Origin of the sequence: Rothia sp. SD9660Na, assembly GCF_030064065.1 — a bacterium.
Classification (GTDB): domain Bacteria; phylum Actinomycetota; class Actinomycetes; order Actinomycetales; family Micrococcaceae; genus Rothia.
This window is the reverse complement of sequence record NZ_CP125946.1, coordinates 2,009,430-2,035,037: the sequence shown is the minus strand read 5'-3', so window position 1 is coordinate 2,035,037 and position 25,608 is coordinate 2,009,430. Positions and strand designations below refer to the sequence as shown.

The following is a 25,608-nucleotide window of genomic DNA, read 5'->3' as shown; positions in this document are numbered from 1 at the left end:
CTCATAGAGAAAGGCCTAGTCCGCATGATATCGATCCTCGGAAAAGACGAATCTATCCGCTACGTGGCTCTGGGGGATTCCTTCAGTGAAGGAGTGGGCGATGACGCTCCGGACCGCCCCAACGGGGTGCGCGGCTGGACTGACCGAGTAGCCGAGCAGTTCATGCTGGCAGACCCGCAAGCCCAGTACGCCAACCTGGCAATTCGCGGGCGCCTGCTTGTGCCCATCATCGAGGAGCAGCTAGAACCTGCCCTGAAACTTAAGCCCAACCTGGTCTCGCTGGTTGGCGGTGGCAATGACTCTTTGCGCCCCGGCTTCGATGTGGACGCCCTGATGGTGCGCTACGACGAGGCCTTTAAAATCCTGCGCGATGAGGGTATTGAGGTCTTTACCATGACCGGTTTTGATCCCGGCCCCAAGGGTTTCTTTAGCGGTAACCGTGCCCGGGTGGCCCTCTTCAACGAGCTTCTGCGTGAGGTAGCCGATGACCGCGGCGTGACCGTGGTGGACTACTGGCGCATGCACGAGCTGCTTGACCTTCGATTTTGGGCCCCTGACCGTTTGCATATGAACGCAGCAGGGCATACCCTAACTGCCCGTCGGGCACTGGAAACTCTGAGTGCCGAGAACATCCGTATCGGGGATCCTATCGTCCCTGCGCCCCTGCATAAAACCCGTGTGCAAGAGGCCCTGGATAATGCTAAATGGGCCCGGGAGTTTGTGGTTCCGTGGATTGGTCGACGTCTGCGCGGCACCAGTTCCGGTGACAACATCAGCCCCAAGTACCCCACCTGGACGCGGTTTGATGCCCTCCCTGAAGAATCCGGCTCAGCCCTTTAACAGCTAGGCTCCTGAATTAAAAGACTTAAGCTGTTAACATCACACTTAAGATTACACGCGTGTAATTTACCCGATTGGCAGGGGTGGACGCCGGTGGCAGCTAACGCCTGGTAAGGGTGAAAAACCGCGGATTAAAGCCTGAGATGACTTGCGAAAAGTTAAAAGCCCGGTAGAATTGATAGAGGTTCAAACGCACCCTTGAGACCATGAAAAGCAGCTTGCGCACACCGGAGCAGGTAGCACCAGCACCGGCTGACGCAAGCTTTTTATTGGCCTCATAGGTTGCGTGGTATCCCGTAATTACCTAGACTTTAAGGCTGTTCGTAGTGGTGGCAACACCTCTCGTACACCTAAGCTTCACCGTTTTTCCCGCGGCGGGGATTCTCATCGGCCTCTCACCCGGTGGCGAATCTCAAACACTCTAGCCTTGGAGAATAACCCGGTGCTCTACCTATAGGTGACGGGACGCCCATTGCTGATCGTCAGAAAATATCTGACGAACGCCAACTGCGTACCGTCATTTCGTCAACATTTGGAGGAGAAAACTATGGCAGCTGTCTGCCAGGTGACCGGAGCTGTTCCCGGCTTTGGACACAGCATTTCGCACTCGCATCGCCGCAACAAGCGTCGTTTCGATCCTAACGTACAGAAGAAGAAGTACTACGTACCCTCACTTCGTCGCAACGTAACCCTGAACGTCTCTGCAAAGGGCATCAAGGTTATCGACGCACGTGGTATCGACGCAGTAGTTGCTGACATCCTTGCACGCGGAGAGAAGATCTAAACATGGCATCAAAGGCTAAGGACGTACGTCCTATCATCAAACTTAAGTCCACTGCGGGCACCGGCTTCACTTACGTTACCCGTAAGAACCGCCGTAACAACCCCGATCGTATGGTTCTCAAGAAGTACGATCCCGTTGTCCGCAAGCACGTTGACTTCCGAGAGGAGCGCTAAACAATGGCGAAGAAGTCCAAGATTGCTCGCAACGAGCAGCGCAAGGTCATCGTTGCACGCTACGCTGAAAAGCGCCTGGAACTGAAGAAGACCCTGGTTGACGAGAACGCAACCCCCGAAGAGCGCGAAGCGGCCCGCCTGGGTCTCCAGAAGCTGCCCCGCAACGCTTCACCCGTTCGCGTCCGCAACCGCGACCAGATTGACGGCCGCCCCCGCGGTACCTTCCAGAAGTTTGGTATCTCCCGCGTACGCTTCCGCGAGATGGCACACCGTGGCGAGCTGCCCGGTGTTACCAAGTCAAGCTGGTAATTTGTAGCTGATACGGTTAGCCTTGTGAACAGGGCTAACCCAGCCACTCACTTTTTGAAAGTCTCAGGAGGAGCATTCAATGGCTAAGAACCGTAGCGAACTCGTTGCAGAGGTTGCAGAGAAGGCCGGCACCAGCCAGGCAGCAGTGAACGGTGTGCTCGACGCACTGTTCCAGGTCTTCGAAGCATCTGTTGCACAGGGCGAGAAGATCACCATCCCCGGCTGGATGGCAATTGAGCGCACTGACCGTGCAGCTCGTACCGGTCGCAACCCGCAGACCGGCGAAACCATTCAGATTCCCGCAGGTCACGGTGTTAAGCTGACCGCAGGTTCAAAGCTGAAGGCAGCAGTCTCCACCAAGAAGTAAATTCTTGAACAGACTTTGAAAAGGGCCACCCCGATGAGGGGTGGCCCTTTTGCTACACCCCACAGAAATAAAGTAGCCCGGCTGTGAGATAATGGGCAGGCAAGACACCAACACGCATAGTAGGGGAGGAAACATGCACCGAGGGCAGCAGGTAGCCCGCTCCTGGCTGATCGCCAGCAGCGCCACCGGCCTAGGCGCCACCTCGCACCTACTTGCCGGTGGGCACCTGCCCCAACCGCTCGTCCTGGCCCTTGCCACCTCACTGGCAGCCCTGCTGACCCTTGGTGTCACGAGACTCAAACTACCCCGCACCAGCCTAGCCCTTGGCGTCCTGGCAGGTCAGGGGATTCTGCATGCCCTCTACAGCCACGGTCAGCCTCTGACCCCTGTAGCGGGCGGGCACGCCCACCACGGCGTTGAGCTGTTCCCGGGTGCTATACCCCTTGAACCTCTGCCCCACGCCGGACCCGCTATGTGGGTCGGGCATACTCTAGCGGCAGCTATTACCTTTGCCCTGCTCGCCTACGGCGAGAGCCTGCTACTGGCCCTCCATGCCCTGCTGGGTTATGTACGAGCACGTTTAGAACCTGTGCGGGTGCGTCCGCTCCTAGGAGCGCTCACCCTGCCAGTCGCCTCTACCGTAACCCACCTCGTCAGCCTGCTCGCCAGAGCTCGCCGCGCCCCCCGCGGCCCACCCGTCCTTGCCTAACTCCGAAACACCACCTACCTGTTCGACAAGCAAGGACTATCCTTATGTTTAAGGCTCAGACAGCCTCACCCTTTAGCCGTACCCTCATCGCAACTGCGGCCCTAGCTGCTGCTAGCCTGCTGGGTATAAACCCGGCAGCCGCCCACGATGAGCTGGTCTTCACCAACCCCGCTGACGGGGCAACCCTCACCGAAGCGCCCGCCAGCCTAGAACTCACCTACAGTGGCGACATCATGGACGTGGACGGGGCCAACCAGGTGCGCGTCACCAACGCCGCCGGTGAAAGCGTCACCGATGGCACCCCCGACATCGATGGCAAGGTCGTCACCCAGGACCTGGCTACCGCCGCTGCCGATGACACCTACACCGTCACCTGGCGGGTTGTCTCATCGGACGGCCACCCCATCCAGGGCACCTTCACCTACACCGTGGGCCAAGGCAGTAGCTCAGCGAGCTCAACCGCAGCTGCAACGACCGGAGCAGCCGAACCCTCAGCAGAAAACACCGGCACCGGTACCCCTGCTGCCAGCGACCCCGTGAGTCAGGCATCAGAGGGGCTATCCACCCCCCTCAAGGTCGTCTTAGCCCTCGTGGCAGTAGCAGCTCTAGGTTCAGCCCTGACCGTCGTGCTGGCCAAGACCAAGCGCAAGTAAGCCGTCCACCCCTCGCATTCGAAGAAGAAGCACCATGTCATCACAGAAATTTTTACCTGCCCTCACCCTGCCCGCTATCGCCCTGCTGGTCCTGACCGGCTGCAGCAGCACCGACACCTCAGCAGCTAGCACCGCAAGCGCGAGCACCGGCGCTACCGCTAGCGCCTCTACAAGCGAGGGCAGCGCCCCGCTGACCGTCGAGGAAGCCTGGATCAAGGCCAACAGCGGCGATATGACCGCAGCCTTTGCCACCCTCACCAACACCGGGGACACCCCTATCACCATCGAAGGTGCCAGCAATGCAACCGCCAGCATGGTCGAGCTACATACCACCGTCATCGACCCGAACACCGGTACGAGCATGATGAAGGCCGTAGAAGGTAGCTTCACCATTGAGCCCGGTGCCACCCTCGAGCTGGCCCCCGGTGGAGACCACATCATGCTTATGGGTATGAACTGTGCCCTCGCCGCAGGTACCAGCGATATCATCACCCTGCAGACCTCAGCGGGCGAGGTCAGCTTTGAAGCTACCGTGCGCGACTACGCCGGTGCCCAGGAAGAATATGCCCCCGGTGACGCCGCGAGCACCGCAGCGGACGCTGCTGCAAGCGAGTCCAGCGACCACTCCATGCACCTCGGCCACGCTAGCGCCAGCGAATCAGCAGCCGCTGTGCTGCCCCAGTGCAATTAGGGCACCGGCTACCTCACCCACCCCTAGCTACCGCTAGGTAGCAACCGGCCTGCGCTGCCGTCCGCCCCTGTAAGAGGAGGACGGCAGCGCAGGCCACAAGGAACACCATGACTAGCTCATTTGACGAAGACCTCAACCGGGCCCTGAGCGGGGCAGAAACTGGCCCCCAGCCAGAATACAAGCCGGGTGACCAAGAACAAGCTGCAAGCCCTCGCGGGACCAACCGGCGTGCAGCTCTTGCTGGTGCCCTGGGCCTGGGCACCGGTGTGGCTGCCACTCTGGCAGGCCAATATGCTGCGACAGCTATGAATAAAGAGGGGGAACAAGAGCCTACCAGCCCGCCCCTGCAAGAAGCCGTCGTTCCCTTCTATGGCCCCCGCCAGGCGGGCATCGACACCCCGGCCCCCAGCTACGGCGTCTTTATAGCCCTGACCCTCAACACGGAACTCGACCGCGACGGCGTCCGCCGCCTGCTCACCGTGCTCACTGATGACGCCGCCCGCCTCACCTCAGGGCGGGCCCCCATCACCGACCAAGAACCGGAACTCGCGACCGTACCGGCTAACCTCACCATCACCTTTGGCTTTGGCGAGCGGATCTTCGATATCGTAGCCCCCGAGAAGAAACCCTCCTGGCTGCGCCCCCTGCCTGCCTTCGAACAGATTGACCAGCTCCAAGACCAGTGGAACGACGGGGATTTGCTCCTGCAAATCTGCTGCTCTGACCGTTTCACCCTGGCCCACGCCCAGCGCGTCCTGCTCAAAAGCACCCGCAGCTTCGCCTCGGTGCGCTGGGTGCAAGAAGGCTTCCGCCGCGCCTACGGCAGCGAGCCGGACGGCATGACCATGCGCAACCTCTTCGGCCAGGTCGATGGAACCATCAACCCTTCCACCGGGGATGGAACCATGGAATCCTACGTCTGGGGCAACCACGAGGAACTTACCCCCTGGGAAGAGGGCGGCACCTCCCTGGTCATCCGCCGTATCCACATGAACCTCGATACCTGGGACCAGGCTGACCGCCCCGCCCGCGAAGACGCCGTGGGCCGCAACCTCACCAACGGAGCCCCGCTCACCGGCACCGAAGAACGCGACCCCGCAGACCTTTCGGCAACGAATGACCTGGGATTTACCGTCATCGCCCCCTACGCCCACATCCGCCGGGCCGCCGCCCAAAACCGGGTGGAGCAAATCCTGCGCCGGGGCTACAACTACGACCTGCCGGTGCAGAACGCCTCGGGCTTCTCAGAGCACCAGCAGGTCAGCGGGGGAGTGAGCTCTACCGGCCTGATTTTCTGCTCCTACCAGGCAGACCCCGTCAAGCAGTTCCTCCCCATCCAGCAGCGCCTGGCCGAGCTCGATATGCTCAACACCTGGACGGTGCCCATCGGCTCAGCGGTCTTCGCCCTGCCCGCCGGCGCTCGCGAAGGCGGCTTCGTGGGTGAGGGCCTCTTCAACTAAATCACCATCGACAGGAATCAAGGTATAGATATGGCAGCACACGAGATGGATCGCGGGCTCAAGCCCAGCTGGATATGGGCCTTCCCCGCAGCCTCCCTTGTCGCTCTGGTTTTGAGCCTGCTAGTGACAGGCTCGAACGCCGGTACCGACCTAGCGGACGCCGGCGCCCTGGTACGCTGGGGCCTGCCGGTAGCTGAGAGCCTGCAAAACTTCTCGATGGCAGCGACCATGGGCTCCCTTGTCTTTGCATTAGGGATAGTGCCCCGCTTCCTTGATGCGGCGCGGGGTCGGGCCAAGGTCAATATGGCTCACCCAACCGATGCGGCCCAGCGGCAGAAGAACCTGCACCGCACCGAACACCCGGCCTTTACCCGCACCCTGACACTGGCGTCCGCTGCCGCTATCACCTGGACTATCGCCGCCATCGCGGTGCTCATTTTCAGCTACGCCGATATCTCGGGCCGGTCGCCATCGGGCGGGGCCGACTACACCTCGGAACTCATCAGCTACATCACCACCATCGACTCGGGTAAGCAGGAGGCCACCAGCATTATCGTGGCTGCCACTGTGGCCACCTTGGTCTTTGCGGTGCGCTCACTCACCGGCCTGCTGCTGACCCTGGGCCTGTCGCTGGTCGGCATCGTGGCTATGGCCCTGGGCGGCCACTCATCGGGCGGCGATGACCACATGGGTGCGGTCAACTCCCTGGGCCTGCACCTGCTCGGTGTGGTGCTCTGGTGCGGTGGGCTCATGGTGCTGGCTTTTATCTCCCGCGACATTACCGGCGAGGACGCGGGCACCGGCACCTTGGCTGAGGGGCAGCGGGGTGCGGCATCGGCGTCCGCCCGTCGTGTGCCCCTGGCTGTGGCGGTTCTGCGCCGCTATTCCGTGCTGGCCCTTTTCGGGTTCGTGCTGGTGGTGCTCTCAGGCGTGGTCAATGCCCTGGTGCGAATGAACAGCCTGGGGGATCTTTTTACGACCACCTACGGGGCGCTGGTACTGGCCAAGCTCATGCTCACCCTGGTGCTGGGTGCCTTCGGCGTGGTGCACCGCCTGCGCCTGATACCCATGATGCAATCGGGGCTTACCAGCGCCGCCCGGGGCCTCTGGTACGCCATCGCCTGTGAACTGGTGCTCATGGGCGCAACCAGCGGCCTGGCGGTCTCGCTCTCCCGCACCCCGCCCCCGGCTCCCGAAACCCTGGATGCCGGTGCCGAGCCCGTCCGTATCATCACCCTCTACGACATGCCGCCAGAACCGCACGTTGCCGAGTGGTTTACCCAGTGGCGTTTTGACTGGTTTTGGGTGGCCTTCATCAGCTTCGCCGCCTTCGCCTACTTCTGGGCGCTGATTAAGGTGCGGCGTGCAGGCGGACACTGGCCTCTTGCCCGTGCCCTTTCCTGGTTCCTGGGCCTCTTCGTTCTGCTCTACATCACCTGCGGGGCTCTTGCCGTCTACTCCATGGTGCTTTTCTCGGTGCACATGGTGGAGCACATGCTCCTGACCATGGTCTGCCCCATCTTCCTGGTACTGGGCGCCCCTGTCACCCTGCTTCTGCGAGCCCTCGAACCCCGCCAGGACGGCACCCGCGGGCCCCGCGAATGGATTCTGCGCCTGGTGCACTCGGGCTGGTCTAAGGTGATTACCCACCCCATCTTCGCAGCCGTCAACTTCGCTGGGTCGATTGTGATTGTCTACTTCACCCCTCTCTTCGGGGTGATGCTGCGCTACCATGTGGGCCACGAGTTCATGCTGATTCACTTTTTGATTACCGGCTACATCTTTAGTCTGGTGCTGATCGGCATCGACCCCATTCCCAACCGCCCCACCTACCCCATGCGCCTGATCATGATTATCGCGACCCTGGGCTACCACGCCTTTGTGGGTATCTCGATCATGCAGATGGACACCCTGCTACAGGCCTCCTGGTTCGGCAACCTGGGCCGCCCCTGGGGCCTATCTGCCATTGACGACCAGAAGCTGGGCGGCTCTCTCATGTGGGCAATCGGCGAGATACCTACCATGATTATTGCCGTTGCAGTGGCAGTGCAGTGGTCCATGAACGATAAGAAGGTGCAAAAGCGCATCGACCGCCAGGCTGACCGCGACGGGGATGCCGAACTCAATGCCTATAACGATATGTTTGCGCAGCTGGCAGAAAAGGACGCCCGCCGCTAGATCCCTGCGAGGGGGAGGGCGTATCTGAGTAGACGAAGGCCCGGGCAGGTACCTGCCCGGGCCTTCGTCTGTCTTTTTTCCCCGATGAGGTTTTGCGCTAGGAGGCCTGGCTCCAGGGCTGAACAGGCTGGTCGCTTGACTCAGCCGGTTCGGCAAAGCGGGTGCCGCCGGAGGCCGACTGGCTGCTTACCGACGGGACGGTGGGAATCGGGCCGCTCAGCGGGCTGACCTGCTCTAGTCGGGCAGAAATCTGAGAGATTTTCTCAAACAGGGGCGATGACGAGGGCGCTGCAGTGTGCTGGGTCATCAGAAGCCTCCAAACATCGTAAAGGTGGGGTTAGATTGGGGCGGGGTAGAGCGGGAAAACTCTGGTGCCGGCCCGAAGGTCTCTTTAATCTAACCACCCTAAGACAGGCTTTTTCTTTCGTTTACCTGGGAGAATCCTTGAAAAAAGACCGCTTGGGGGACAAGTTACGCCGGTCTCTGCCGATAGACCCGCCTTTAGCCAGAAGGCGTAGCTCTGACTTGTCCCCCAAAAAAATATTTAGGGATGTGATGAAACAGTCGTACTACGACGGTGGGTGAAGGCACCCAGGGCAGCAAGCACCACAGCAACCGTGACCGATATGAGCACCTCTAGGCGATGGGCCTCGGTGATGCCCATATAGACCAGCAGGGCTAACAGACCCCCAATGAGGATGTAGTTGATGACGCCGCTTCCCCCTTCCCCATCTAACCTGCGGCTCCGCAGGTGGGAGACCGCCACAATCAGCCAGACAAAGATGCCAACCCCGCCTGTAGAGTTCACCAATAGGGAGAAGACCTGCTCGGGCATGAAATAGTTGAGGGCCACCGACACCACCCCGATAAGAGACGAGAGCACAATGGCGTTGCGGGGCGCCCGGGTGCTAGAGACCCGAGAGAAGGCGCGCGGGGCGTCCCCCTGCTCTGCCAGGGCAAAGACCATGCGCGAGGCAGCATAAAGACTAGCGTTCAAGCACGACAGCAGGGCCGTGAGCACCACAATATTCATGGCCAACCCGGCATAGGGAATACCCAGAGCCTCAAACATAGTCACAAAGGGAGAAGAACCCGCCGTCACCATCGTCCAAGGAATCACCAGCAGAGTCACCGCAATAGACCCCACATAGAAGAAGAGCACCCGGAAAATCACCGACCGCACCGCCTTAGCCACAGCAACCGCAGGGTTACTAGACTCACCGGCTGCCACCGTGGCGATCTCAGCCCCAAACATCGAAAAAATCACTGCTAGCAAGGCGGTAAAAATCGCGCCCACGCCGTTAGCAAAGAAGCCGCCCCCCGCCGTGTAGTTAGCAAAGGACGCCGTGGAGTGAGGAATCAGCCCCAGCACAGCCAGCAGACCCACCACAATGATTACGGCAATCGCCCCAATCTTGATGGAGGAAAACCAGAACTCCGCCTCACCGTAAGAGCGCACCGACAGTAGATTCAGACCCATAAAAGCCAGAACCAGCACCAGGGCCACCAGCCACTGAGGCGCCGCCGGCCACCAGCCACTCACAATAGTGGCGGATGCTGTAGCCTCAATCGCCACCGTCACCGACCAGAACCACCAGTACAACCAGCCCACCGAGAACCCAGCCCACCGGCCAATATAGCGACGGGCATAGACAGAGAAAGACCCCGTCTCAGGAGTCCGGGCAGCCATCTCACCCAGCATCCGCATCACCAGCACCAACACCGTGCCAGCCAGCAGATAGGTCACAATAACAGCCGGGCCCGCCGTCACAATAGCCGTCGACGAAGCCACCAACAGGCCAGCACCAATCGCCCCGCCCATAGCAATCATCGACAGATGCCGCGGCTGCAAAGACCGGGCCAAGCGGGTATCAGATACCGGCTGCTTTATCTCGCGTGTAAGCGTCACACACACCTTCTTGAGCTACAGCGCACCCACATGTGCGCACCTGCTTTAACCACCGGCGTCCGCAAAAACTTCCCGCCCGCGCACCCGGTGGCAGATGCAGATAATCCTAACCGTTACGCAAGTGTTACGCACAGTTGTGTTCTGTGACGCCGCTACCTACACACAGCGCAACAAATGACCCCACCCCCATCAGCCCACTAGGCTGTTGCATGAGGTTTATTCAAAAGGTTTCGCAGACTCACGCTCGCTGCCGACCCTCTCGCTGGTTCGCTGACGCTCACAAGCGATTCACGCCAGCCGCCGAGCCAGCAGCTTCGCTGCAAGTCTGCTCCACCTTCCACATCAGTAAGACTCGATAACTTATTCTGCGCCTGAGCCGCGCAGCACAGAAGGAGAACCATGGCAGAGAATGTAGCCGAACGCCAGACCAAAGTCCGCGCCTCAGAACTCGTCGGCCGAGGCTGGCTCAACACCGGCGACAAGCAGCTTTCCCTCGAAAGCCTGCGCGGAAAAATTGTCATCCTCGACTTCTGGACCTTCTGCTGCATGAATTGCCTGCACGTGCTCGACGAACTACGCCCTCTTGAAGAAGAGTTCTCCGACGTTCTCGTGACCGTCGGCGTACACTCACCCAAGTTCGAACACGAAGCCGACCCGGTGGCGCTCGCCGCCGCCGTCGACCGCTACGACATCACCCACCCCGTGCTCGACGACCCCAACCTGGACACCTGGAACGCCTACACCGCTCGCGCCTGGCCCACCCTGGTCGTCGTCGACCCCGAGGGCTACATCGTCGCCCACCTTTCCGGCGAGGGCCACGTCAAGGGCCTGACCTCCCTGGTGCGGGAACTCGTTGATGAGCACGACGCCAAGGGCACCCTGCACCGCGGCGACGGCCCCTACGTGCCCCGCCCCAAGCCCCAGGGCAGCTTTGCCTTCCCCGGCAAGGCCCTGGCCCTACCCGAGGACCTCGCTGGCCGCCCCGGCACCTACCTGGTCACCGACACCGCCCGCCACCGTCTGGTGCAGGTCGAGAACGACCTTGAAACCCCCCTAGCCAGCTTTGGCGGCCCCGAGAAGGGCTACGCGGACGGCGACGCTGCTACTGCCCGCTTCAATGAACCGCAGGGCCTGGCCCTGGTGCCTGCTGACCTGCGTGAGAAGCTGGGTGTGGACGTCCTCATCGCCGATTCCGTCAACCACCGGGTGCGCGGCCTGCGCCTGGCCGACGGAACCGTCACCACCCTGGCAGGTTCCGGCGCCCAGCGCCTGATCGACGGCGACACCGCCCGCACCGACCCTAACTTCATTGCCGAGGGCGCGGCCCCCCTCACCGTCGCCCTATCCTCCCCCTGGGACCTGGTCTACTCCCGTGAGGCGTCCGCCTTCCTGATTGCCATGGCAGGCACCCACCAGATCTTTAGCTTCGACCCCGTAACCGGCCAGCTGGCTGTTTTCGCGGGTACCGGCGCTGAGGGGCTTAAGGACGGCGCAGCCGCCGACTCCTGGTTCGCCCAGTCCTCCGGCATTATCGAAGCCCGCGACGGCTCCATCTGGGTTGCCGACTCTGAAACCTCCGCCCTGCGCCACATCACCTTTGATAAGGGCGCAGCGACCGTTAGCTCCGCCGTCGGAATCGGCCTCTTCGACTTCGGCTTTGTGGACGGTACCCGTGAGGACGCCCGCATGCAGCACTGCCTGGGACTCACCGAACTGCCCGACGGCTCCATCGCCATCGCCGACACCTACAACGGTGCTATCCGCCGCTTCGACCCGGCCACCCGCGCTCTCGGCACCCTGGACCGAGGCTTCGCTGAGCCGTCTGACCTGCTGGTCGAAGAGACCGAGGACGGCGGCGCTCGCCTCATCGTCGTAGAAGCTAACGCCCACCAGCTAGTGCGCGTCGCTATTCCCGAGGCCATGCAGCACGTGGACGAGGGGGCTTCCCAGGTCACCCGTAAATCCACCCAACTGACCGGCGGAACTCTGGACTTCACTGCCCGCTTCAGCGCCCCCACCGGCCAGAAGCTCGATACCCGCTGGGGCGACCCCACCCAGCTCAAGATTTCATCCACCCCCGAGAACTTCATTCTCGAAGGTGCTGGCACCTCCCAGGGACTGACCCGCCACTTGGTGCTCAACCCCGACATCACCGAGGCCGTCCTGCACATCACTGCCCGCGCCGCTGCCTGCGACGGTGAACCCGGCGGGGAAATCCCCGACCACGCTGCCTGCCACCTTTACCAGCAGGACTGGGGCCTGCCCGTCATCGTCACCGGTGACGATACAGACGAGACCCACCTAGTGCTTGATTTGCGCGGGGTGAACTAGGTAAAAGGGGACATTTAGCCAGCGGGGGTAAAGGTGAGAGTCTCCCCGCTGGCAGAGAGCGAACCAGCCAGGATAAAAGGAACCGTCTTGGTGACCTGCTGGGTCTTGCCCGTATAGAGGTCAAGCTCAGTAAAGGAAATCTCCGCCTCACCACTGCTCTTACCCAGGGCCCACTTGCCCCCGGCCAAAGTCACCTCTGGCTGGGGGTACTCGGTGACAAGCCATGTCACATCGCCGTACACTCGACCTGAAAAGTCGTACTCAAAGGGGCAGCCGGTGGGGTAGAGGGAGCTCTGCGCGGCGCAAGTATCAAGGTAGGTCTTGATCTGTTGCTGAACCGAGGTCACCGCGGTCTCTGACGGTGTGAGGCTGAGAGAAAGAGTAGCTGGTTCGCTACTGGGGGCTGTTACCTCAACCGTCTGCGACCCAGCGGTATAAAGGGCCGACTCATAGGTGACCGTATAAGAGCCGGGGTAGAGCACCGCAAACTTACGAGATCCCCCCTCGACCGCCACCTTAGTGTTATTGAGGGTAGCGGCCTCCACCGAATTCGAGGTAATTTCCACGGTCGGCAGTTCACCGGCATCAATCTGCCACTGGTCAAAAACACCCCAGTGGGAGCCCACTTTGTGAAGGTGGAAATCCGTGCTTCCGGGCTGCCCCTCAAGCGTGTAGGTGACGGTGACGGTAGCGCGTTCCCCACCGTCGGTTACGGTCACTGCCCCCGTTGAGAGGTCTTTGAGACCGGCGAAGGACGACCGCAAGGCGTCCCTGTCGAGCATAGCGGCGCTGGCGTCAGGCACCTGGGCACCCAAGATACCCAGGGCTTTAGACCCGTCCCCCTCTCGCACCGCAGCGAAGTAGGCCCGCACCTGCCCCTGCGGCCCGTAGACCAGGCGGTTAATGAGGGCTAAAGAAGCAAGAGCGATAAGAAGCGCGGCAAGGACGCCCAACAACCACCAGGCTAAGACACGGTCTACTGAAGATCTAAAATGCACCCTTTAAATGTAGCTCACACCCGCTTGAGCCCCGTTTGGGCGGTACTGCCGATAGAGTAGAGCCATGGCAGAACACGCTCACCAGGTACCCGATAAGTACGGGGCCGTCACGAAGATCTTTCACCCCCGTATCAACTCCTACCACCGCCGCCTCATCGCGGGCGTGCCCGCGGGTATTCTGGCTTTAGCCTGCATCTGGTTCATGGTGGCCAAGCGCCCCACCCCGGTCTTCATGGTGCTTCTGGGCCTAATCATCCTGGCTGCCCTCTTTGCTATCTACTCCACCCTGCGGCCTCAGATTGTGGTTAAGACTGAAACACATGTGTTGAGCGGGCGACTGCTCGGCTGGCAGGCCGCTGAGCTCAGCGAGATCTCCCAGACCATCTTCGCTGAGCGTCTGACCCCCCGCCAGGCAGCCGGCAAGGAGCTAACCGGCATGGCAGCTTTGCGCTACAAGGGCGTTCCTGCCCTCTGGGCTGTGAATGCCAAGGGCAAGCGCGCCTTCCGTCTGGACGGGCGCATCTGGGACGCTAAAACCCTGCGCGCCATCGCCACCGCTATCGCTCCTCAGACCACCGTCTACCAGGTCATTAACGTAACCCAAATGAATAAGCAGCACCCCGGTTTGGTGACCTTCAACGAGCTGCACCCGGGCTGGAAGTCCACCACCGTGGGCGTTATCTCCCTGCTCTTCCTGCTGGCCCTGGCCGTTGCCGCCGTTCTCCCCGAAGAGACCCTGCAGCATTTCAATATTCTGTAGCGCGGCGCTGGCCCGTTTAAAATTAAGGCCCGGAGCCCCTGAATCAGGGAACCTCCGGGCTTTTGTATACCTGCTAGGAAGAGAACCTAGAACTGCTGGCGTTCATCCGCGATGATTTAGTGGTCTGAGGTGAGCTGGCTGTCGTCCTCATCAGCACCTGCCGCTACATGATTCTCGTAGTCAGCGTTAATTTCAGCAATGATGTCTTCGACGAAGCTCATGACCCTGCCGCCCCCAAAGACCGGGCCACCGGCCAGAAGGCCGTCCGCGCCCAGGGCGACAGCCCCAGGAGTACCCCTGCCAAAGAGGCTCTGAGTCTTAAAGCCTGGGTCAACAAAGGCCTGGATATCGCCGGTGAAATTGAAGTGGTCGATATCGGAGTCGTTTGATACGACCGGGTGAATGCCAAGCATGGGCAGCTGCTGCTGCCATTCGTCAATCTTGCCGATGACCTGGTGGCAGTGACCGCAACCGGGGGAGACGAAGAAGAGCACACGGGCCTGCTGCAGGGCCAGGTCACGCAGGCTGGTTTGTTCGCCTGAACCGGCAGGTAGGGAGCGGTCCTCGTGGGGGTAGTATAGGGGCGCGAAGGGGACAGGGGTGCGGATGTACTCGCCCTCCTCATTAACTGGGGATTCCAGAGTGGGTGCGGGCTTCTCATCCTCGGTAGCAGGAACCAGCTCAGAGCGGTAAATCGCCCAGAGGGTTAGCGAGGCTAGGGCCGCACCGATCGCCCAGAGCCAACCGTTGGCGTCGAGGGCCAGGAGCATGGCCAGGGCCGAGCCGCCGGTGGTCAGGGCCCCGATAAGGGCACCGCAGGCAGCCAGCAGCAGGGCAGTATTGCGTACCAGGGTGTAGACCGAGACAGGGGCGGTTGATGCTGACCCGAAACAGTTACAGCTGGCGGTATTGCCCTGGACCACAGCCCGGGCGATAACGGCCCAGTAACCAATAAAGAGCAGCAGGGCGGCTAGAGAGGCAAGAATCTGGATAATGCCGGGGGCAAAGAAAAGGACGGCTGCCAGGGCCAGTTCTGCCCAGGGCAGGATACGAGCAATCGGCTTAACCGGCAGCCACTGGTCGAGCTTGAGATTGACGATAGCGGTAACCGTGCTGGAGGGCTCTTTGGCCTTAGCGTAACCGCTTACAGCCAGCGTCACGATAATGGTGAGCGTGCATAGCACTAGGGGAGTCATAGTCTGCTTTCATGCGAGTGAAATAAGATACTTATCTTTTTAAGGGTACGCTTCTTCAGCACGATGCAGGGGGTGTACTACGCTACGGGCCCAAGAGAAAGAAAAAACGGGCCTAACAAGGAGTGCTGGGTAGTAGTTACCGGCCGGTAACGTACCGAACGTTAAGCTTGCCCTCAACTTTTAGTCAGCGCTCGGCATCGGTGCTCTTGCTCTGACCGTCCAGCGTAAGAAGCGCTCTAGCTAATACCCTCACCGAGCACCTTTGTAGTGCCCCTTTCTGGCCCTCCGGCAGCCTTTCACTGCCGGAGGGCCAGCCGTCTTGCTTCTGGTTTCTTGAAGATCTGCGGTAGGGTGTCTGCACGGGACTAGGGGAGTACGGTATTTTTGAAGTGTGCTATTTTCTGATCAGGATATCCGCAAAGAAATTGATGCCGGGCGAATTGCCCTAGAGCCCTACGACCCGTCAATGATTCAGCCCGCCTCGGTGGACGTGCGTATTGACCGCTTTTTCAGGCTCTTTGACAACCACAAATACCCCTACATCGACCCATCCCAGGAGCAGGAGGACCTCACCCGCCTGGTAGAGGTGGCACCCGATGAGCCCTTCATTCTGCACCCTGGCGAATTCGTGCTGGGTGCAACCTACGAGAAGGTGACCCTGCCCGATAATATTGCTGCCCGACTTGAGGGCAAGTCCTCCCTGGGGCGTCTGGGCCTGCTTACCCACTCCACCGCCGGTTTTATCGACCCCGGGTTCTCGGGCCACGTGACCCTGGAACTGTCGAATATGGCGACTCTGCCGATTATGCTCTGGCCCGGCTCTAAGGTCGGCCAGCTCTGCTTCTTCCAGCTGACGAGCGCAACCGAGCACCCCTACGGATCAGGAGCCTATGGTAACCGTTACCAGGGCCAGCGCGGCCCCACCGCCTCGCGCAGCTACCTGAACTTCCATAAAACTCTTATCCCCACGGATACCCCGACCAGCTAAAGGAGCCCCATGCGCGGCCTGTTGCTTCACCCCGCAGACGTTCCGGTGCTGGTGGTCTTTGAGGATACGTCGGATCGGCTCTGGGAGGACTCCCTGCGTGCCTGGGGCTCCCTAACCCCGCAGGTTATTGACCCCCTCACGGAGGCCCATGCGGAAGACGTCCGCCTGGTCGTACTGACCCGGCGGTCAGCCGCCGACGTGGTAGCTGCCTACCCCAAGGGCCTTGAAACTACCACTATTGATAGCTCTGACGAGGGGCTTGCAGCCGAGCGCCTCACGGTGCACGTCACCATACACCTGCTCAAAGCCCATGCGGGGAACAAACATCTCTTGCACGCTGCTGTCTTAGGCGACGCTAAGAGCGGGCAAGCTGTGGGCCTGGTGGCAGCTTCTGGTACCGGTAAAACCACCGCTGCCAGTGTGCTGGGGGCTTCTTTTGCCTACCTCAGTGATGAGACGGCCGTGGTCACTATTGATGACCTGAGCATCATGCCCTACCCCAAGCCCCTTTCAGTGATCGAAGAGGAGAACGCACCTAAGGTCCAGTATGACCCAGCCCAGCGGGGGCTCAAAGTCGCTGCGCCTGACAGCACCTATACCCTCTCGCACCTGGTGATTCTTGACCGGGATAAGACCGGGCAGGCACCGGTGAGCTGGGAACGTCTTCCCCTGGACGAAGCCCTGTTTACGATTGTTTTGCAGTCGTCGGGGGTACAGCAGATGCCGCAGGGGCTGGCAGAACTGGCGGGCCTCTTGAACCGCGTGGGCGGAGCTATCAAGCTCACCTACAGCGAGATTACTGAGACTCTGCCCTTCTTCCGTGATCTGCTGACAGGGCAGCTGGACATTCCGCAGCTCGCACCAGATTTTGACTACCTGCGTGCCCCTGAACCTGCTACCGGTGGTACCAGTGGTGAAAAGCTCTACCAGCGGGCTGCCGGTACCGAGGGATTGGCTATCGGAGATAGCTTCTTACTGACGACCTCAGGGCGGCTCTCACGTATCTCTATCATCGGTTGGGATATCTGGTCTTTCTTAGAGACCCCCCGGCGTGCAGACGATATTTACGAGGCCATGGTTGAGCTCTACGGAGAGATTGCCCGCCTTGATTTCGATACGGTTCTGCGGGCCATGGTTGATGGGCAAATGCTGAAGGTAATTCGTCAGCCAGATAGCCCTGCGGAGACACCACGCCCCGATAACCGAACCTAGAGCAGCAGTAACCTACCTGGCTGTGCTGACCTGCGGGTCCTTAATCGGAATCATCAGAAGCAGGCCGGCTAGGAGCACGATAATGATGCCGACGATGCCCCAAATCTGGCTGCCCATGAGGGTGACGAAGAGGCCGAAGAGGGCGGGAGCCAGGAAGCTGGCTGCGCGGCCGGTGGTGGAATAGAGCCCGTAGATCTCACCTTCCTGGCCTTCCTCGACCAGGCGTCCTAGATAGGAGCGGGCCGCTGACTGGGCTGGTCCAACGAAGGCACACAGGATGAGGCCGCAGACCCAAAACATGGTGGTGGAGGGCCAGAGCAGCAGGGGAACTGCTGCTGCAATGAGGGCTACCAGGGAGAAGATAATGACCCGCTTAGGGCCAAAGCGGTCATCGAAGAACCCGCCCAGCATGGCCCCGGCCCCCGCCACGATATTGCCGAAAATAGCGAAGATGATCACCTGGTTGGCACTAAAGCCGAAGGAGCCTGCCGCGAGCATGCCGCCGAAGGTGAAGATACCGTTGAGGCCGTCGCGGAAAACAGCGGACGAGACCAGGAAGTAGAGGGTCGTGGGAGCCTATCGGTAGAGCCTGACGACGGTGGCGAAAAGCTTTTTGTAGGAGGCAAGAAGGCCGGTGCGGGGGGCGTCCGGACGCACCGCCTGCGGCAGAGAGCGCACCTTGAGAATCAGGGGCAGAGAGAAAGCAAGAGCCCAGGCTGCTGAGAAGAGGGCAACGGCGCGGATATTGAGGGCACTGTCCTCCGTAATGCCCAGCAGGCCGGGGGAAATGAAGCCCACCAGTACGAGAAGCAGGGCTACGATACCGCCGAAGTAGCCGGCTGCCCAGCCGGTCCCGCTCATCTTGCCGATGGTATCGCGGGTGGAGATAGTAGGCAGAATAGCGTTGTAGTTAACCACCGCAAATTCGTTGACCAGGTTACCCAGGGCCAGTAGGGCTACACCCCAGAGCAGGTAATCGGGGGAAGGGGCTACGAAGAAGCACAGGGCCATCAGGAGCACCAGGAGCAGGCTGTTGACGCTTAGCCAGAGGCCACGGCGGCCGGTGACATCTGCCCGCTGGCCCGAGAGCGGGGCGAGGAGGGCAATACAGATACCGGCGGTGGTCAGACCGGCAGAGAGGACGGCCGACCCCCGCTGTGGGCCCGTGAAACGGTCAAGTCAGGGTAAAAGTAAAGGCCGGTTCCCTTCAGTGAAGAAGGGAACCAGCCTTGGGTGAAGGTCTGTCAACTAGGTTAGACCTCAGCCTGGGAGCCGGAGTCAGCCTTTGCCTCAATCTTGTGCTGGGCGCGGGTGATGCTGACCTTGATGATGGTGCCGACCAAGCCGGTAATCAAAGACCAGAGGATGATGTCGCGCCAGCGCTCGTCGTCATCGGGGTTGTTGGCGGGGGGCTCGTTGCCGGTGATCTTGGTCCAGGTGGCGCTCAGAAGCTTGTTGGAGAGGGCCACACCGCCGAGTGAAGCGGCGGTTCCGGCGATTTTGATGAGGGGGTTCATGAGGTTCCCTTTCGGTAGCTGGTGGATGCTCTATAGAGAGCTACTGACACTAACACTATCAGTACTGTGTAAATGTGGGCAGTTGGCAGCTACGTCTGTCATAAAACTTTGTATCTTTTCTTTGCTTATCTGACCTGCCTATACTACAAAGGCGTTCAGAAGGAACGTCCGCCCACGGCGGAAACGACAGGGGAGCGCTCATACGGGCGCTGAGAGTGCACATGCAGACCCTCGAACCTGATCCGGTTAGTACCGGCGCTAGGGAGTCGAACAGAATGGCAGATGTTGTCTGCCGGTGCATGCCCCCTTTGCTGTACCACACCAAAGGAAGGCTTTATGTCTAAGAAAGCTGCGCTGACATGGCGCGTTAACGATATCGTAGTAGCCTCTGTGCTGGCTGTTGCCTGTGCTGTGCTCTTCTGGGCCTGGAATAACGGCGGCTATAACATGGCCCAAACCGCCCTGGCCCTGGCCCCCGAGTACGCCTCGCTGGTTGGCGGCACCTGGCTGATTGCGGGCGTCCTGGGCGGCTATATCATCCGCAAGCCCGGCGCTGCTCTCTATACCGAGCTGCTGGCTGCGGTGATTTCTATGCTGCTGGGCAGTAGCTACTCTGTAGCCATCATCCTTTCCGGCATTATCCAGGGCCTGGGCACCGAGCTGGTCTTCCTGCTCTTTGCCTACCGCGTCTGGAACCTGGGCACCGCCCTGTTGGCCGGTGCTTCTGCCGGTGCCTTTATGAGTATTTCTGAGCTCTTTATCTACTACGCGGGCGTCTTTGAGGGCTCCAAGGCCGTTACTTACGCGGTGTGCGGCATTATTTCCGGCACCCTGCTGGCTGGCCTGGTGTCGTGGCTTCTCACCCGCGCCCTGGCTACCACCGGTGTGCTGGACTCCCTGGCTGCCGGTCGTAACCGTAGCCGCCGGGCTAGTACCTCACCCCGTTCCCACGCCTAGAGCAGGGACAGGCGCGTGCAGGTAGAGCAGGGGGCCCGCTTTGTGGCCCGTGATTTCGGTTGGCATCACCCCGGGCGGGCCAACCCTGCCTTTTCGGGGCTGAACTTTGAGATTGCCCCGGGGCAGAAGGTGCTCCTGGTGGGCCCATCTGGCGCGGGCAAATCGACTCTGCTGCACGCCATGGCGGGCCTGCTTGTTGATGAGGACGACCAAACCCAGCTGGGCGAGCTGACCGTCAACGGGCAGGCTCCCACCGAGGCCCGCGGGGTTTGCGGGCTCATGCAGCAGGACCCCGAAAGCTCGGTGGTGCTAGCCCGGGTGGGCGATGATGTGGCCTTCGGGCCTGAGAACCTGGGGGTGCCCCGCGAGGATATCTGGGGCCGGGTGACCTGGGCCCTGGACGCTGTCGGTCTGGGTTCCTTGCCCCTTGACCGTTCCACCTCGGCTCTCTCTGGCGGGCAGAAGCAGAGGCTGGGCTTAGCCGGTATCTTGGCTATGCACCCCGGTGCCCTGCTCCTGGATGAACCCACCGCCAACCTCGACCCGGCGGGCGTGCTTGAGGTGCGCGACGCCGTCCTTGCTGCCGCCACAGCATCGGGAGCAACCCTGCTCGTGATTGAGCACCGCGTAGGAATCTGGGCTGAATACGTAGACCGCATCCTGGTACTGGACGCCCAGGGGGGAATCAGCCATGATGGGCCCCCTCAACAGGTGCTTGACCAGGCTCGCGAGCAGCTCATTGCCGGTGGGGTCTGGGTGCCCGGCTACCTGCCCCACCCACCTCGTCAGGAGCAGACTCTTGCGAGCCCTCCCAGGGCGGACGCCAGCCCCGGCCCTGGGAGGGATCGCAGGAGTCTGCTCCTTGAGGCCCGTGACCTCAGCATTACCCGCCAGCTACCAACCCGTCGTCAGCGGAAGGAACGCTCCCGCGCTATCGCCGCGGGGCAGGTGCCTTCCCTTGACCTGCGGGCCGTTGCCCAGGGAATCAACCTGACCCTAGCGGCCGGGGAGCATCTGGCCCTGCTGGGGCTCAACGGGGCCGGTAAATCGACTCTGGCCCTAACCCTAGCTGGCCTGCTCTACCCCGCAGGCGGGCAGGTTCTGGCCCATGAGGCTCTAACCGCCTCCCTGCCAGAGCGTCACCGGGTGAGCGACCCTGCGAGCTGGCCCGCTGCCGAGCTGGCCGACCGTATCGGCCTGGTCTTCCAGGAGCCGGAACAACAGTTTCTGGCCCCCACGGTGCGCGCTGAGCTGGAGTTTGGCCCCCGGCACCTGGCCCGTGTGCGCAAGGAGAAGATTGATGAAGACCGGCTGGCTGCCCGCACCGATGAGCTCCTTGCCCGCCTGCGCCTTACCCACCTGGCTGATGCCAACCCCTTTACCCTCTCGGGCGGTGAAAAACGGCGCCTATCGGTAGCCACGGCTCTTGCTACAGAACCTGCCGTGCTGGTGCTCGACGAACCTACCTTCGGGCAGGACGCTACCACCTGGGCCGAGCTCGTCACTCTCATCAAAGAATTGCTCAATCGCGGGCTCACCGTTATTTCGGTAACCCACGACATTGACTATGTCGCTGCCCTCGGCGGTACGCGCCTGACCCTGCAGAAAGCGGAACCCACCCATGGCTCTTGACCTTTTCGCACTAGGCCCTGCCCACCGTAGCCGCGCCGGAAAGCTCAACGCGGGCACCAAACTGCTGGCTACCTTCCTGCTGTCGATAGGGCTGCTGCTCATCAAAGACTGGGGTACCGCCCTGGTGGTATTTGCTCTTGAACTGGCCCTGCTCAAAGCCTGGGGCGTGCAGCCGTTCGCCCTGCTGGCCCGTTTCTGGCCCCTGCTGATTGGCACCCTGCTGACCGGCTGGTCTACCTCTCTGATCGCTGATAAAACGGGGGAGACGGTCCTACAGGTGGGCTTCATCTGGATTACCACCGACTCCCTTGCCATGGGTATCTCCCTGATGGTTCGTGGCCTGGCCCTGATCTTGCCCAGCCTCCTGCTCATTACCACCACCGACCCCACCCACCTGGGTGACTCCCTGGCGCAGACGGCTAAACTCCCGGCTCGCTTCGTCCTTGCTGCTTTGGCCGCCCTGCGCCTGCTAGGCCTCATGTTCAGCGAGTGGCACACCCTGGGGCAGGCGAGGCGGGCTCGTGGGCTGGGGTCAAGTGATTCGCTGCTGCGCCGCGTCCGCACCCTGGCCGGGCAGACCTTTGCCCTGCTGGTGCAGGCTATCCGACGGGGTACCCGGCTGGCTGTCACTATGGAAGCCCGCGGATTCGGTGCTGGGAAGCGCACCTGGGCCCGTGTTCCGGTCTACCGCAGGGCTGACCTCACCTTCCTGCTGTGCTGTCTAGCAATCCTCACCACAGGGTATGTGACATCGGGTCTTGCTGGAACCCTGACCTGGGTCTGGCAGTAAAAATATGAGCTGAAAGATTCCAAAAATCTTTGAGAAAGACCCGTGCACAGAGTTAGAGTAAAGGTGTGTACCCGGTCACCAGACCCCACGGCTGATGGCACCGGGAAAGATTTCGGGCCTCCGGTCGGAAGCCTCGAAGTACGCTCGCACCGTACGCGGTGCTCGCATCAGGTGCTCCCGCCCCGTAACCCTTAACGCCAGGTTACCGCGGGAGCATCAGCGTTAAGGGTTAGGCTTGGACGTATGACTACAACTGTTGTAATGCTCACCCAAGAAAACCCCGCTGGTGAACTGGTCGATGCCACCGCCCCCCTCATCAACATTGAAGATCAGGGGCTGACCCGCGGCGACGGGGTCTTTGAGACTATGCTGGCTGCCAACCGCCGCGTCCGGAAGTTTGAAGCCCACCTGACTCGCCTAGCCGGTTCCGCCCGCTTGCTTGATTTACCCCTTCCTGCTGAAGAAGACCTTCGCGCTGCCGTACAATTTGCCGTTGATTCTGCTGAGCAGGGACCCCAGACCGTACTGGGTGAAGAACACACCGTCAAAATCATCATCTCCCGCGGTACCGTAGAAGCTGGCCCCCACGCCTGGGTGACCGTGGCCCCGTCCTCACCCACGATTCTGCGTCAGCGCGAGCAGGGGGTGCGGGCTATGCTCCTGCCGCGCGGTCACGACCCTGCCGAAGACTCCGCCTACCCCTGGCTCCTGGCCGGAGCCAAGACCCTCTCCTACGCCATCAACATGTCGGTACTGCGCTACGTGGGCAAACACGGTGCGGATGACGCCATCTGGGTGACCGACGACCGCCGCATTCTTGAGGGGGCAACCTCCTCGGTGATTGTAGCTAAGACCGAGGGGCAGAAGAAGGTGCTCTACACCCCCGAACCGGCCCACGGCATTCTGCCCGGCACCACCCAGGGCGCTATCTTTGCGGGCGCTCGCGCCGCCGGGTGGGAGCTCGGCTACGGGCCCCTCTACCCCCAGGACCTGCTGGAGGCGGACGCCGTGTGGCTGGCGTCCTCGGTTCGCCTGCTGGCGCCGGTCACCCATCTCAACGGCACCCCCGTCGCCACCGACAAGGCGCTGACCGAGGAGCTGTTAGGCTACCTGGCCCGCGGCTAGCGCTAGGTAGGGGCTAGGGCTTGGGCCGGTCGGTTACGTAGTCGCTCTCTGCATTAGGTGTTGTGACCAAGCTGAGGCAGGCCAGGGTGGCAAAGCCCACCATGGCTAAGGCCATGGGCATGTAGGCCTGCGGCCCCGCCAGCGATACGAGCGGGGCAGCAAGGCCACCCATGAGGGATTGGACGGTGCCCATGAGGGCAGATGCTGACCCCGCAATATGGCGGGCTTCGCCCATGGCCAGGGCCGAGGCGTTGCCAAACATCAGACCCACCGATGTGGTGAAGGCAAAGAGCAGGGCCAGAGTCGGGATGAGGCTGGGCCCCAAGGCAAAGTGCAGGGTCAGCAGGGCCGATATGGTCACGATAGCAAAAGCTCCGAAGGTGAGCACCGTTCGCTGGGCAACGCGGCCAATTAGCGAGGCGTTCAGGAAAGACGCCAGCACAATCCCCATGGAGTTCAGGCCGAAAGCGTAGGTAAAGTGCACCTCTGAGAGCCCCATGACGTTCTGGAGCAGGTAGGGGGAGCCGGAAATATAGCTAAAGAGGGCACCAAAGCCCAGCACCAGTGTCAGGCTAAACCCGCGGTAGCGGCGGTTGCGAGCGACCTCGATCATGCCCGTATAGACCGAGATGAGGCTGCCGGTGCGGCGGCGCTCTACCGGGAGGGACTCCTTGATGAAGAGCATTACCAGCAGCATGGAGAGGGCAACGAGAACCGCAATCACCCTAAAAATATCGCGCCAGGTGCCGAAGGAGAGCACTAGACCGCCCAGAAGGGGCGCGATGACCGGGGCAAAGCCGTTAATCATCATCATGACGCTCATGAGCCGGGCTGTCTGTAGGCCGGTGGTTGAGTCGGTGATAACAGCACGGGAGAGCACCAGACCGATAGACCCGGTAAAGCCCATGACAAAGCGGGCGGCAATCAGCAGCTCAATGGTGGGTGCAAAGGCACAGGCTAGGGTTGCTACGGCGCAGAGAGCCACTCCGATGAGCAGAGGGACGCGCCGCCCCGTCCTATCCGAGAGGGGCCCCACAATAAACTGGCCAGCCCCCATACCTGCTAGAAAGGCGGTGAGGGTTAGCTGAACGGTGGGGGCTGTCGTGCCCAGGTCGGACGCAATCGTGGGCAGAGCCGCCAGGTACATATCGATGGCCAGGGGCCCCACAGCGGTCAGAGAAGCAAGAGCGAAAACGGCGATGAGGGGAAGGCCCGGCCCGATCTCGGGTGCGGGTGACTCGGTGGTGTGCATGTCTCTCGTCTCTGCGGCTCAGTGGTGGTGATGAGGAGGGCGGGAAAGCCCCTTGTATTCTACGCTCGCGTCTTTCGTGTGTGACAGGGAAACTCATATGACCTTGCAGTAATGAAAAGTAACCTACCGCTGAAGATAGCGGACGCCCGCCCCCGCATAGGCACTCGCGTAGGCTGCCAGCAGGTCAGCTTCTTGCTCCGCCCACATGTCCCAGTAGGGGCGGTAGGTTTCCCCGTCGCGGGCTAGGGCTCGCTGCCTGCGGTGCTCGGTATCAAGCTCTACGAAAACCCCCACATCGTGGGCACCGGTGAGAGCCCCAACTCCTTCGGCGATCAGCACCCCGCCTGCCGCCTGCTGGGCAGCGGTAAAAAGGTACGGGCCGGTTGCCTGCGAGCTCACCCAGTCCCAGCCAAACCAGCGCGGGGCAGTGTCGGGGGAGCTGGCGCGTCCGCTCACTACCGCCTCTGCCAGCTGCTGCCAGACCAGCGCCGCCTGTGCCAGGCCGCTCCAGCCCTGGTAGAGATCTTCAAGGTGGAAGACCTCCGCAGCCAGCCCCCGCCCCCGCAAACAGGCAGCCAGGTCACCGGCCAGAGTGGTCTTCCCCGACCCGCTGCGTCCATCAACCGCCACGAGCAGGGGGCGCTCGCCCTCCTTGCGGCCTCGGGCTTGCTCGATGAGATCGCACAGGGGCTCTAGTTCCCTATAGTCTGGCACCTTGGTCGGCTCCTTTTCAGCCTGTCAACTTCTCTGCCCTCAGGCTACCGCACGGCAGCCGCC

The 25,608-nt window shown here is 61.4% G+C and carries 25 protein-coding genes, 1 pseudogene and 1 riboswitch; of the genes and pseudogenes, 18 read left to right on the top strand and 8 right to left on the bottom strand.

The features are described 5' to 3' along the window. Positions 1-24: 24 nt before the first annotated feature. The 10 genes from QM007_RS09550 to QM007_RS09505 all read left to right on the top strand — a co-directional run bounded on the left by QM007_RS09550 (position 25) and on the right by QM007_RS09505 (position 8,164). Positions 25-840 carry an SGNH/GDSL hydrolase family protein gene (locus QM007_RS09550; protein ID WP_283489744.1) on the top strand — a complete coding sequence of 272 codons (816 nt, stop codon included), beginning with the start codon at positions 25-27 and terminating at the stop codon, positions 838-840. Positions 841-1,387: 547 nt separating this feature from the next. Beyond that, positions 1,388-1,624, top strand: a complete 237-nt coding sequence (gene rpmB, locus QM007_RS09545; RefSeq protein ID WP_083090534.1) for a 50S ribosomal protein L28 — start codon at positions 1,388-1,390, stop codon at positions 1,622-1,624. A 2-nt stretch (positions 1,625-1,626) separates the two neighbouring features. After that, positions 1,627-1,797: a 50S ribosomal protein L33 gene (gene rpmG, locus QM007_RS09540; protein ID WP_185173514.1), complete on the top strand. Its 171-nt coding sequence runs from the start codon at positions 1,627-1,629 to the stop codon at positions 1,795-1,797. A gap of 3 nt (positions 1,798-1,800) precedes the next feature. Further along, on the top strand, positions 1,801-2,106 hold the full coding sequence (gene rpsN / locus QM007_RS09535) for a 30S ribosomal protein S14 (RefSeq protein WP_135011231.1): 306 nt from the start codon (positions 1,801-1,803) through the stop codon (positions 2,104-2,106). Positions 2,107-2,185: 79 nt separating this feature from the next. After that, positions 2,186-2,473, top strand: a complete 288-nt coding sequence (locus QM007_RS09530; protein ID WP_237197087.1) for an HU family DNA-binding protein — start codon at positions 2,186-2,188, stop codon at positions 2,471-2,473. A 133-nt stretch (positions 2,474-2,606) separates the two neighbouring features. Next, on the top strand, positions 2,607-3,182 hold the full coding sequence (locus tag QM007_RS09525) for a hypothetical protein (protein WP_283489743.1): 576 nt from the start codon (positions 2,607-2,609) through the stop codon (positions 3,180-3,182). A 44-nt stretch (positions 3,183-3,226) separates the two neighbouring features. Next, entirely contained in the window at positions 3,227-3,835 is a 609-nt protein-coding gene (locus QM007_RS09520) for a copper resistance CopC family protein (RefSeq protein ID WP_283489742.1), read from the top strand. Positions 3,836-3,869: 34 nt separating this feature from the next. Then, on the top strand, positions 3,870-4,526 hold the full coding sequence (locus QM007_RS09515) for a copper chaperone PCu(A)C (protein WP_283489741.1): 657 nt from the start codon (positions 3,870-3,872) through the stop codon (positions 4,524-4,526). A 107-nt stretch (positions 4,527-4,633) separates the two neighbouring features. Beyond that, the gene (locus QM007_RS09510) at positions 4,634-5,986 is read left to right on the top strand and encodes a Dyp-type peroxidase (protein ID WP_283489740.1); all 1,353 of its coding nucleotides are present in this window, start codon (positions 4,634-4,636) and stop codon (positions 5,984-5,986) included. 30 nt (positions 5,987-6,016) lie between these two features. Then, a complete protein-coding gene (locus QM007_RS09505) occupies positions 6,017-8,164 on the top strand; it encodes a bifunctional copper resistance protein CopD/cytochrome c oxidase assembly protein (RefSeq protein WP_283489739.1) in 2,148 nt (715 codons plus the stop codon). Between the two features lie 97 nt (positions 8,165-8,261). Here QM007_RS09505 and QM007_RS09500 read toward each other — a convergent pair whose 3' ends face one another. Both QM007_RS09500 and QM007_RS09495 read right to left on the bottom strand, forming a co-directional pair. After that, positions 8,262-8,471 (bottom strand): hypothetical protein, encoded by a 210-nt coding sequence (locus QM007_RS09500; protein ID WP_283489738.1) that lies wholly within the window; start codon positions 8,469-8,471, stop codon positions 8,262-8,264. Positions 8,472-8,708: 237 nt separating this feature from the next. Continuing rightward, on the bottom strand, positions 8,709-10,073 hold the full coding sequence (locus QM007_RS09495) for an amino acid permease (protein WP_283489737.1): 1,365 nt from the start codon (positions 10,071-10,073) through the stop codon (positions 8,709-8,711). A 399-nt stretch (positions 10,074-10,472) separates the two neighbouring features. On the opposite strand from QM007_RS09495, the gene QM007_RS09490 reads away from it, so the two are divergent. Beyond that, entirely contained in the window at positions 10,473-12,404 is a 1,932-nt protein-coding gene (locus QM007_RS09490) for an NHL domain-containing thioredoxin family protein (RefSeq protein ID WP_283489736.1), read from the top strand. A gap of 14 nt (positions 12,405-12,418) precedes the next feature. Here QM007_RS09490 and QM007_RS09485 read toward each other — a convergent pair whose 3' ends face one another. Next, a complete protein-coding gene (locus QM007_RS09485) occupies positions 12,419-13,402 on the bottom strand; it encodes a lipocalin/fatty acid-binding family protein (protein WP_283489735.1) in 984 nt (327 codons plus the stop codon). A gap of 64 nt (positions 13,403-13,466) precedes the next feature. Here QM007_RS09485 and QM007_RS09480 point away from each other — a divergent pair, with 64 nt between their 5' ends. Then, positions 13,467-14,162 carry a hypothetical protein gene (locus tag QM007_RS09480; RefSeq protein ID WP_283489734.1) on the top strand — a complete coding sequence of 232 codons (696 nt, stop codon included), beginning with the start codon at positions 13,467-13,469 and terminating at the stop codon, positions 14,160-14,162. Between the two features lie 116 nt (positions 14,163-14,278). Here the strand turns inward: QM007_RS09480 and QM007_RS09475 are convergent, their stop codons facing one another. Next, the gene (locus QM007_RS09475; protein ID WP_283489733.1) at positions 14,279-15,358 is read right to left on the bottom strand and encodes a MauE/DoxX family redox-associated membrane protein; all 1,080 of its coding nucleotides are present in this window, start codon (positions 15,356-15,358) and stop codon (positions 14,279-14,281) included. A gap of 391 nt (positions 15,359-15,749) precedes the next feature. On the opposite strand from QM007_RS09475, the gene dcd reads away from it, so the two are divergent. Next, positions 15,750-16,346 (top strand): dCTP deaminase, encoded by a 597-nt coding sequence (gene dcd, locus QM007_RS09470; RefSeq protein ID WP_237197066.1) that lies wholly within the window; start codon positions 15,750-15,752, stop codon positions 16,344-16,346. A gap of 9 nt (positions 16,347-16,355) precedes the next feature. Then, entirely contained in the window at positions 16,356-17,558 is a 1,203-nt protein-coding gene (locus tag QM007_RS09465; RefSeq protein ID WP_283489732.1) for a hypothetical protein, read from the top strand. A 12-nt stretch (positions 17,559-17,570) separates the two neighbouring features. Here QM007_RS09465 and QM007_RS09460 read toward each other — a convergent pair. Together QM007_RS09460 and QM007_RS09455 are read right to left on the bottom strand one after the other, a co-directional pair. Continuing rightward, a pseudogene (locus QM007_RS09460) lies at positions 17,571-18,665 on the bottom strand (MFS transporter). A gap of 146 nt (positions 18,666-18,811) precedes the next feature. Continuing rightward, positions 18,812-19,075, bottom strand: a complete 264-nt coding sequence (locus QM007_RS09455) for a DUF4235 domain-containing protein (RefSeq protein ID WP_283489731.1) — start codon at positions 19,073-19,075, stop codon at positions 18,812-18,814. Positions 19,076-19,253: 178 nt separating this feature from the next. Further along, positions 19,254-19,357: riboswitch (TPP riboswitch) on the top strand. 54 nt (positions 19,358-19,411) lie between these two features. Here QM007_RS09455 and QM007_RS09450 point away from each other — a divergent pair. The 4 genes from QM007_RS09450 to QM007_RS09435 all read left to right on the top strand — a co-directional run bounded on the left by QM007_RS09450 (position 19,412) and on the right by QM007_RS09435 (position 23,579). After that, positions 19,412-20,032, top strand: a complete 621-nt coding sequence (locus QM007_RS09450) for an ECF transporter S component (RefSeq protein ID WP_283489730.1) — start codon at positions 19,412-19,414, stop codon at positions 20,030-20,032. 15 nt (positions 20,033-20,047) lie between these two features. Further along, on the top strand, positions 20,048-21,664 hold the full coding sequence (locus tag QM007_RS09445; RefSeq protein ID WP_283489729.1) for an ABC transporter ATP-binding protein: 1,617 nt from the start codon (positions 20,048-20,050) through the stop codon (positions 21,662-21,664). Further along, positions 21,654-22,454 (top strand): energy-coupling factor transporter transmembrane component T family protein, encoded by an 801-nt coding sequence (locus QM007_RS09440; RefSeq protein ID WP_283489728.1) that lies wholly within the window; start codon positions 21,654-21,656, stop codon positions 22,452-22,454. Before QM007_RS09445 ends, QM007_RS09440 begins: the two co-directional genes overlap by 11 nt. A gap of 243 nt (positions 22,455-22,697) precedes the next feature. Beyond that, a complete protein-coding gene (locus QM007_RS09435; protein WP_283489727.1) occupies positions 22,698-23,579 on the top strand; it encodes an aminotransferase class IV in 882 nt (293 codons plus the stop codon). Positions 23,580-23,592: 13 nt separating this feature from the next. On the opposite strand, the gene QM007_RS09430 is transcribed toward QM007_RS09435, so the two are convergent. After that, positions 23,593-24,831, bottom strand: a complete 1,239-nt coding sequence (locus QM007_RS09430; protein WP_283489726.1) for a multidrug effflux MFS transporter — start codon at positions 24,829-24,831, stop codon at positions 23,593-23,595. A gap of 123 nt (positions 24,832-24,954) precedes the next feature. Then, entirely contained in the window at positions 24,955-25,545 is a 591-nt protein-coding gene (locus QM007_RS09425) for a nucleoside/nucleotide kinase family protein (protein ID WP_283489725.1), read from the bottom strand. Positions 25,546-25,608: the final 63 nt, after the last annotated feature.

Excerpts from the sequence above, each read along its gene's own strand:
- rpmG (WP_185173514.1), top strand. The coding sequence starts at position 1,627 with ATGGCATCAAAGGCTAAGGACGTACGTCCTATCATCAAACTTAAGTCC.
- QM007_RS09520 (WP_283489742.1), top strand. The coding sequence starts at position 3,227 with ATGTTTAAGGCTCAGACAGCCTCACCCTTTAGCCGTACCCTCATCGCA.
- QM007_RS09450 (WP_283489730.1), top strand. The coding sequence starts at position 19,412 with ATGTCTAAGAAAGCTGCGCTGACATGGCGCGTTAACGATATCGTAGTA.
- QM007_RS09475 (WP_283489733.1), bottom strand. The coding sequence starts at position 15,358 with ATGACTCCCCTAGTGCTATGCACGCTCACCATTATCGTGACGCTGGCT.
- QM007_RS09550 (WP_283489744.1), top strand. The coding sequence starts at position 25 with ATGATATCGATCCTCGGAAAAGACGAATCTATCCGCTACGTGGCTCTG.
- QM007_RS09505 (WP_283489739.1), top strand. The coding sequence starts at position 6,017 with ATGGCAGCACACGAGATGGATCGCGGGCTCAAGCCCAGCTGGATATGG.
- QM007_RS09435 (WP_283489727.1), top strand. The coding sequence starts at position 22,698 with ATGACTACAACTGTTGTAATGCTCACCCAAGAAAACCCCGCTGGTGAA.
- QM007_RS09455 (WP_283489731.1), bottom strand. The coding sequence starts at position 19,075 with ATGAACCCCCTCATCAAAATCGCCGGAACCGCCGCTTCACTCGGCGGT.
- QM007_RS09530 (WP_237197087.1), top strand. The coding sequence starts at position 2,186 with ATGGCTAAGAACCGTAGCGAACTCGTTGCAGAGGTTGCAGAGAAGGCC.
- rpmB (WP_083090534.1), top strand. The coding sequence starts at position 1,388 with ATGGCAGCTGTCTGCCAGGTGACCGGAGCTGTTCCCGGCTTTGGACAC.
- rpsN (WP_135011231.1), top strand. The coding sequence starts at position 1,801 with ATGGCGAAGAAGTCCAAGATTGCTCGCAACGAGCAGCGCAAGGTCATC.
- QM007_RS09515 (WP_283489741.1), top strand. The coding sequence starts at position 3,870 with ATGTCATCACAGAAATTTTTACCTGCCCTCACCCTGCCCGCTATCGCC.
- QM007_RS09525 (WP_283489743.1), top strand. The coding sequence starts at position 2,607 with ATGCACCGAGGGCAGCAGGTAGCCCGCTCCTGGCTGATCGCCAGCAGC.
- QM007_RS09510 (WP_283489740.1), top strand. The coding sequence starts at position 4,634 with ATGACTAGCTCATTTGACGAAGACCTCAACCGGGCCCTGAGCGGGGCA.
- QM007_RS09440 (WP_283489728.1), top strand. The coding sequence starts at position 21,654 with ATGGCTCTTGACCTTTTCGCACTAGGCCCTGCCCACCGTAGCCGCGCC.
- QM007_RS09500 (WP_283489738.1), bottom strand. The coding sequence starts at position 8,471 with ATGACCCAGCACACTGCAGCGCCCTCGTCATCGCCCCTGTTTGAGAAA.
- QM007_RS09430 (WP_283489726.1), bottom strand. The coding sequence starts at position 24,831 with ATGCACACCACCGAGTCACCCGCACCCGAGATCGGGCCGGGCCTTCCC.
- QM007_RS09465 (WP_283489732.1), top strand. The coding sequence starts at position 16,356 with ATGCGCGGCCTGTTGCTTCACCCCGCAGACGTTCCGGTGCTGGTGGTC.
- QM007_RS09490 (WP_283489736.1), top strand. The coding sequence starts at position 10,473 with ATGGCAGAGAATGTAGCCGAACGCCAGACCAAAGTCCGCGCCTCAGAA.
- QM007_RS09480 (WP_283489734.1), top strand. The coding sequence starts at position 13,467 with ATGGCAGAACACGCTCACCAGGTACCCGATAAGTACGGGGCCGTCACG.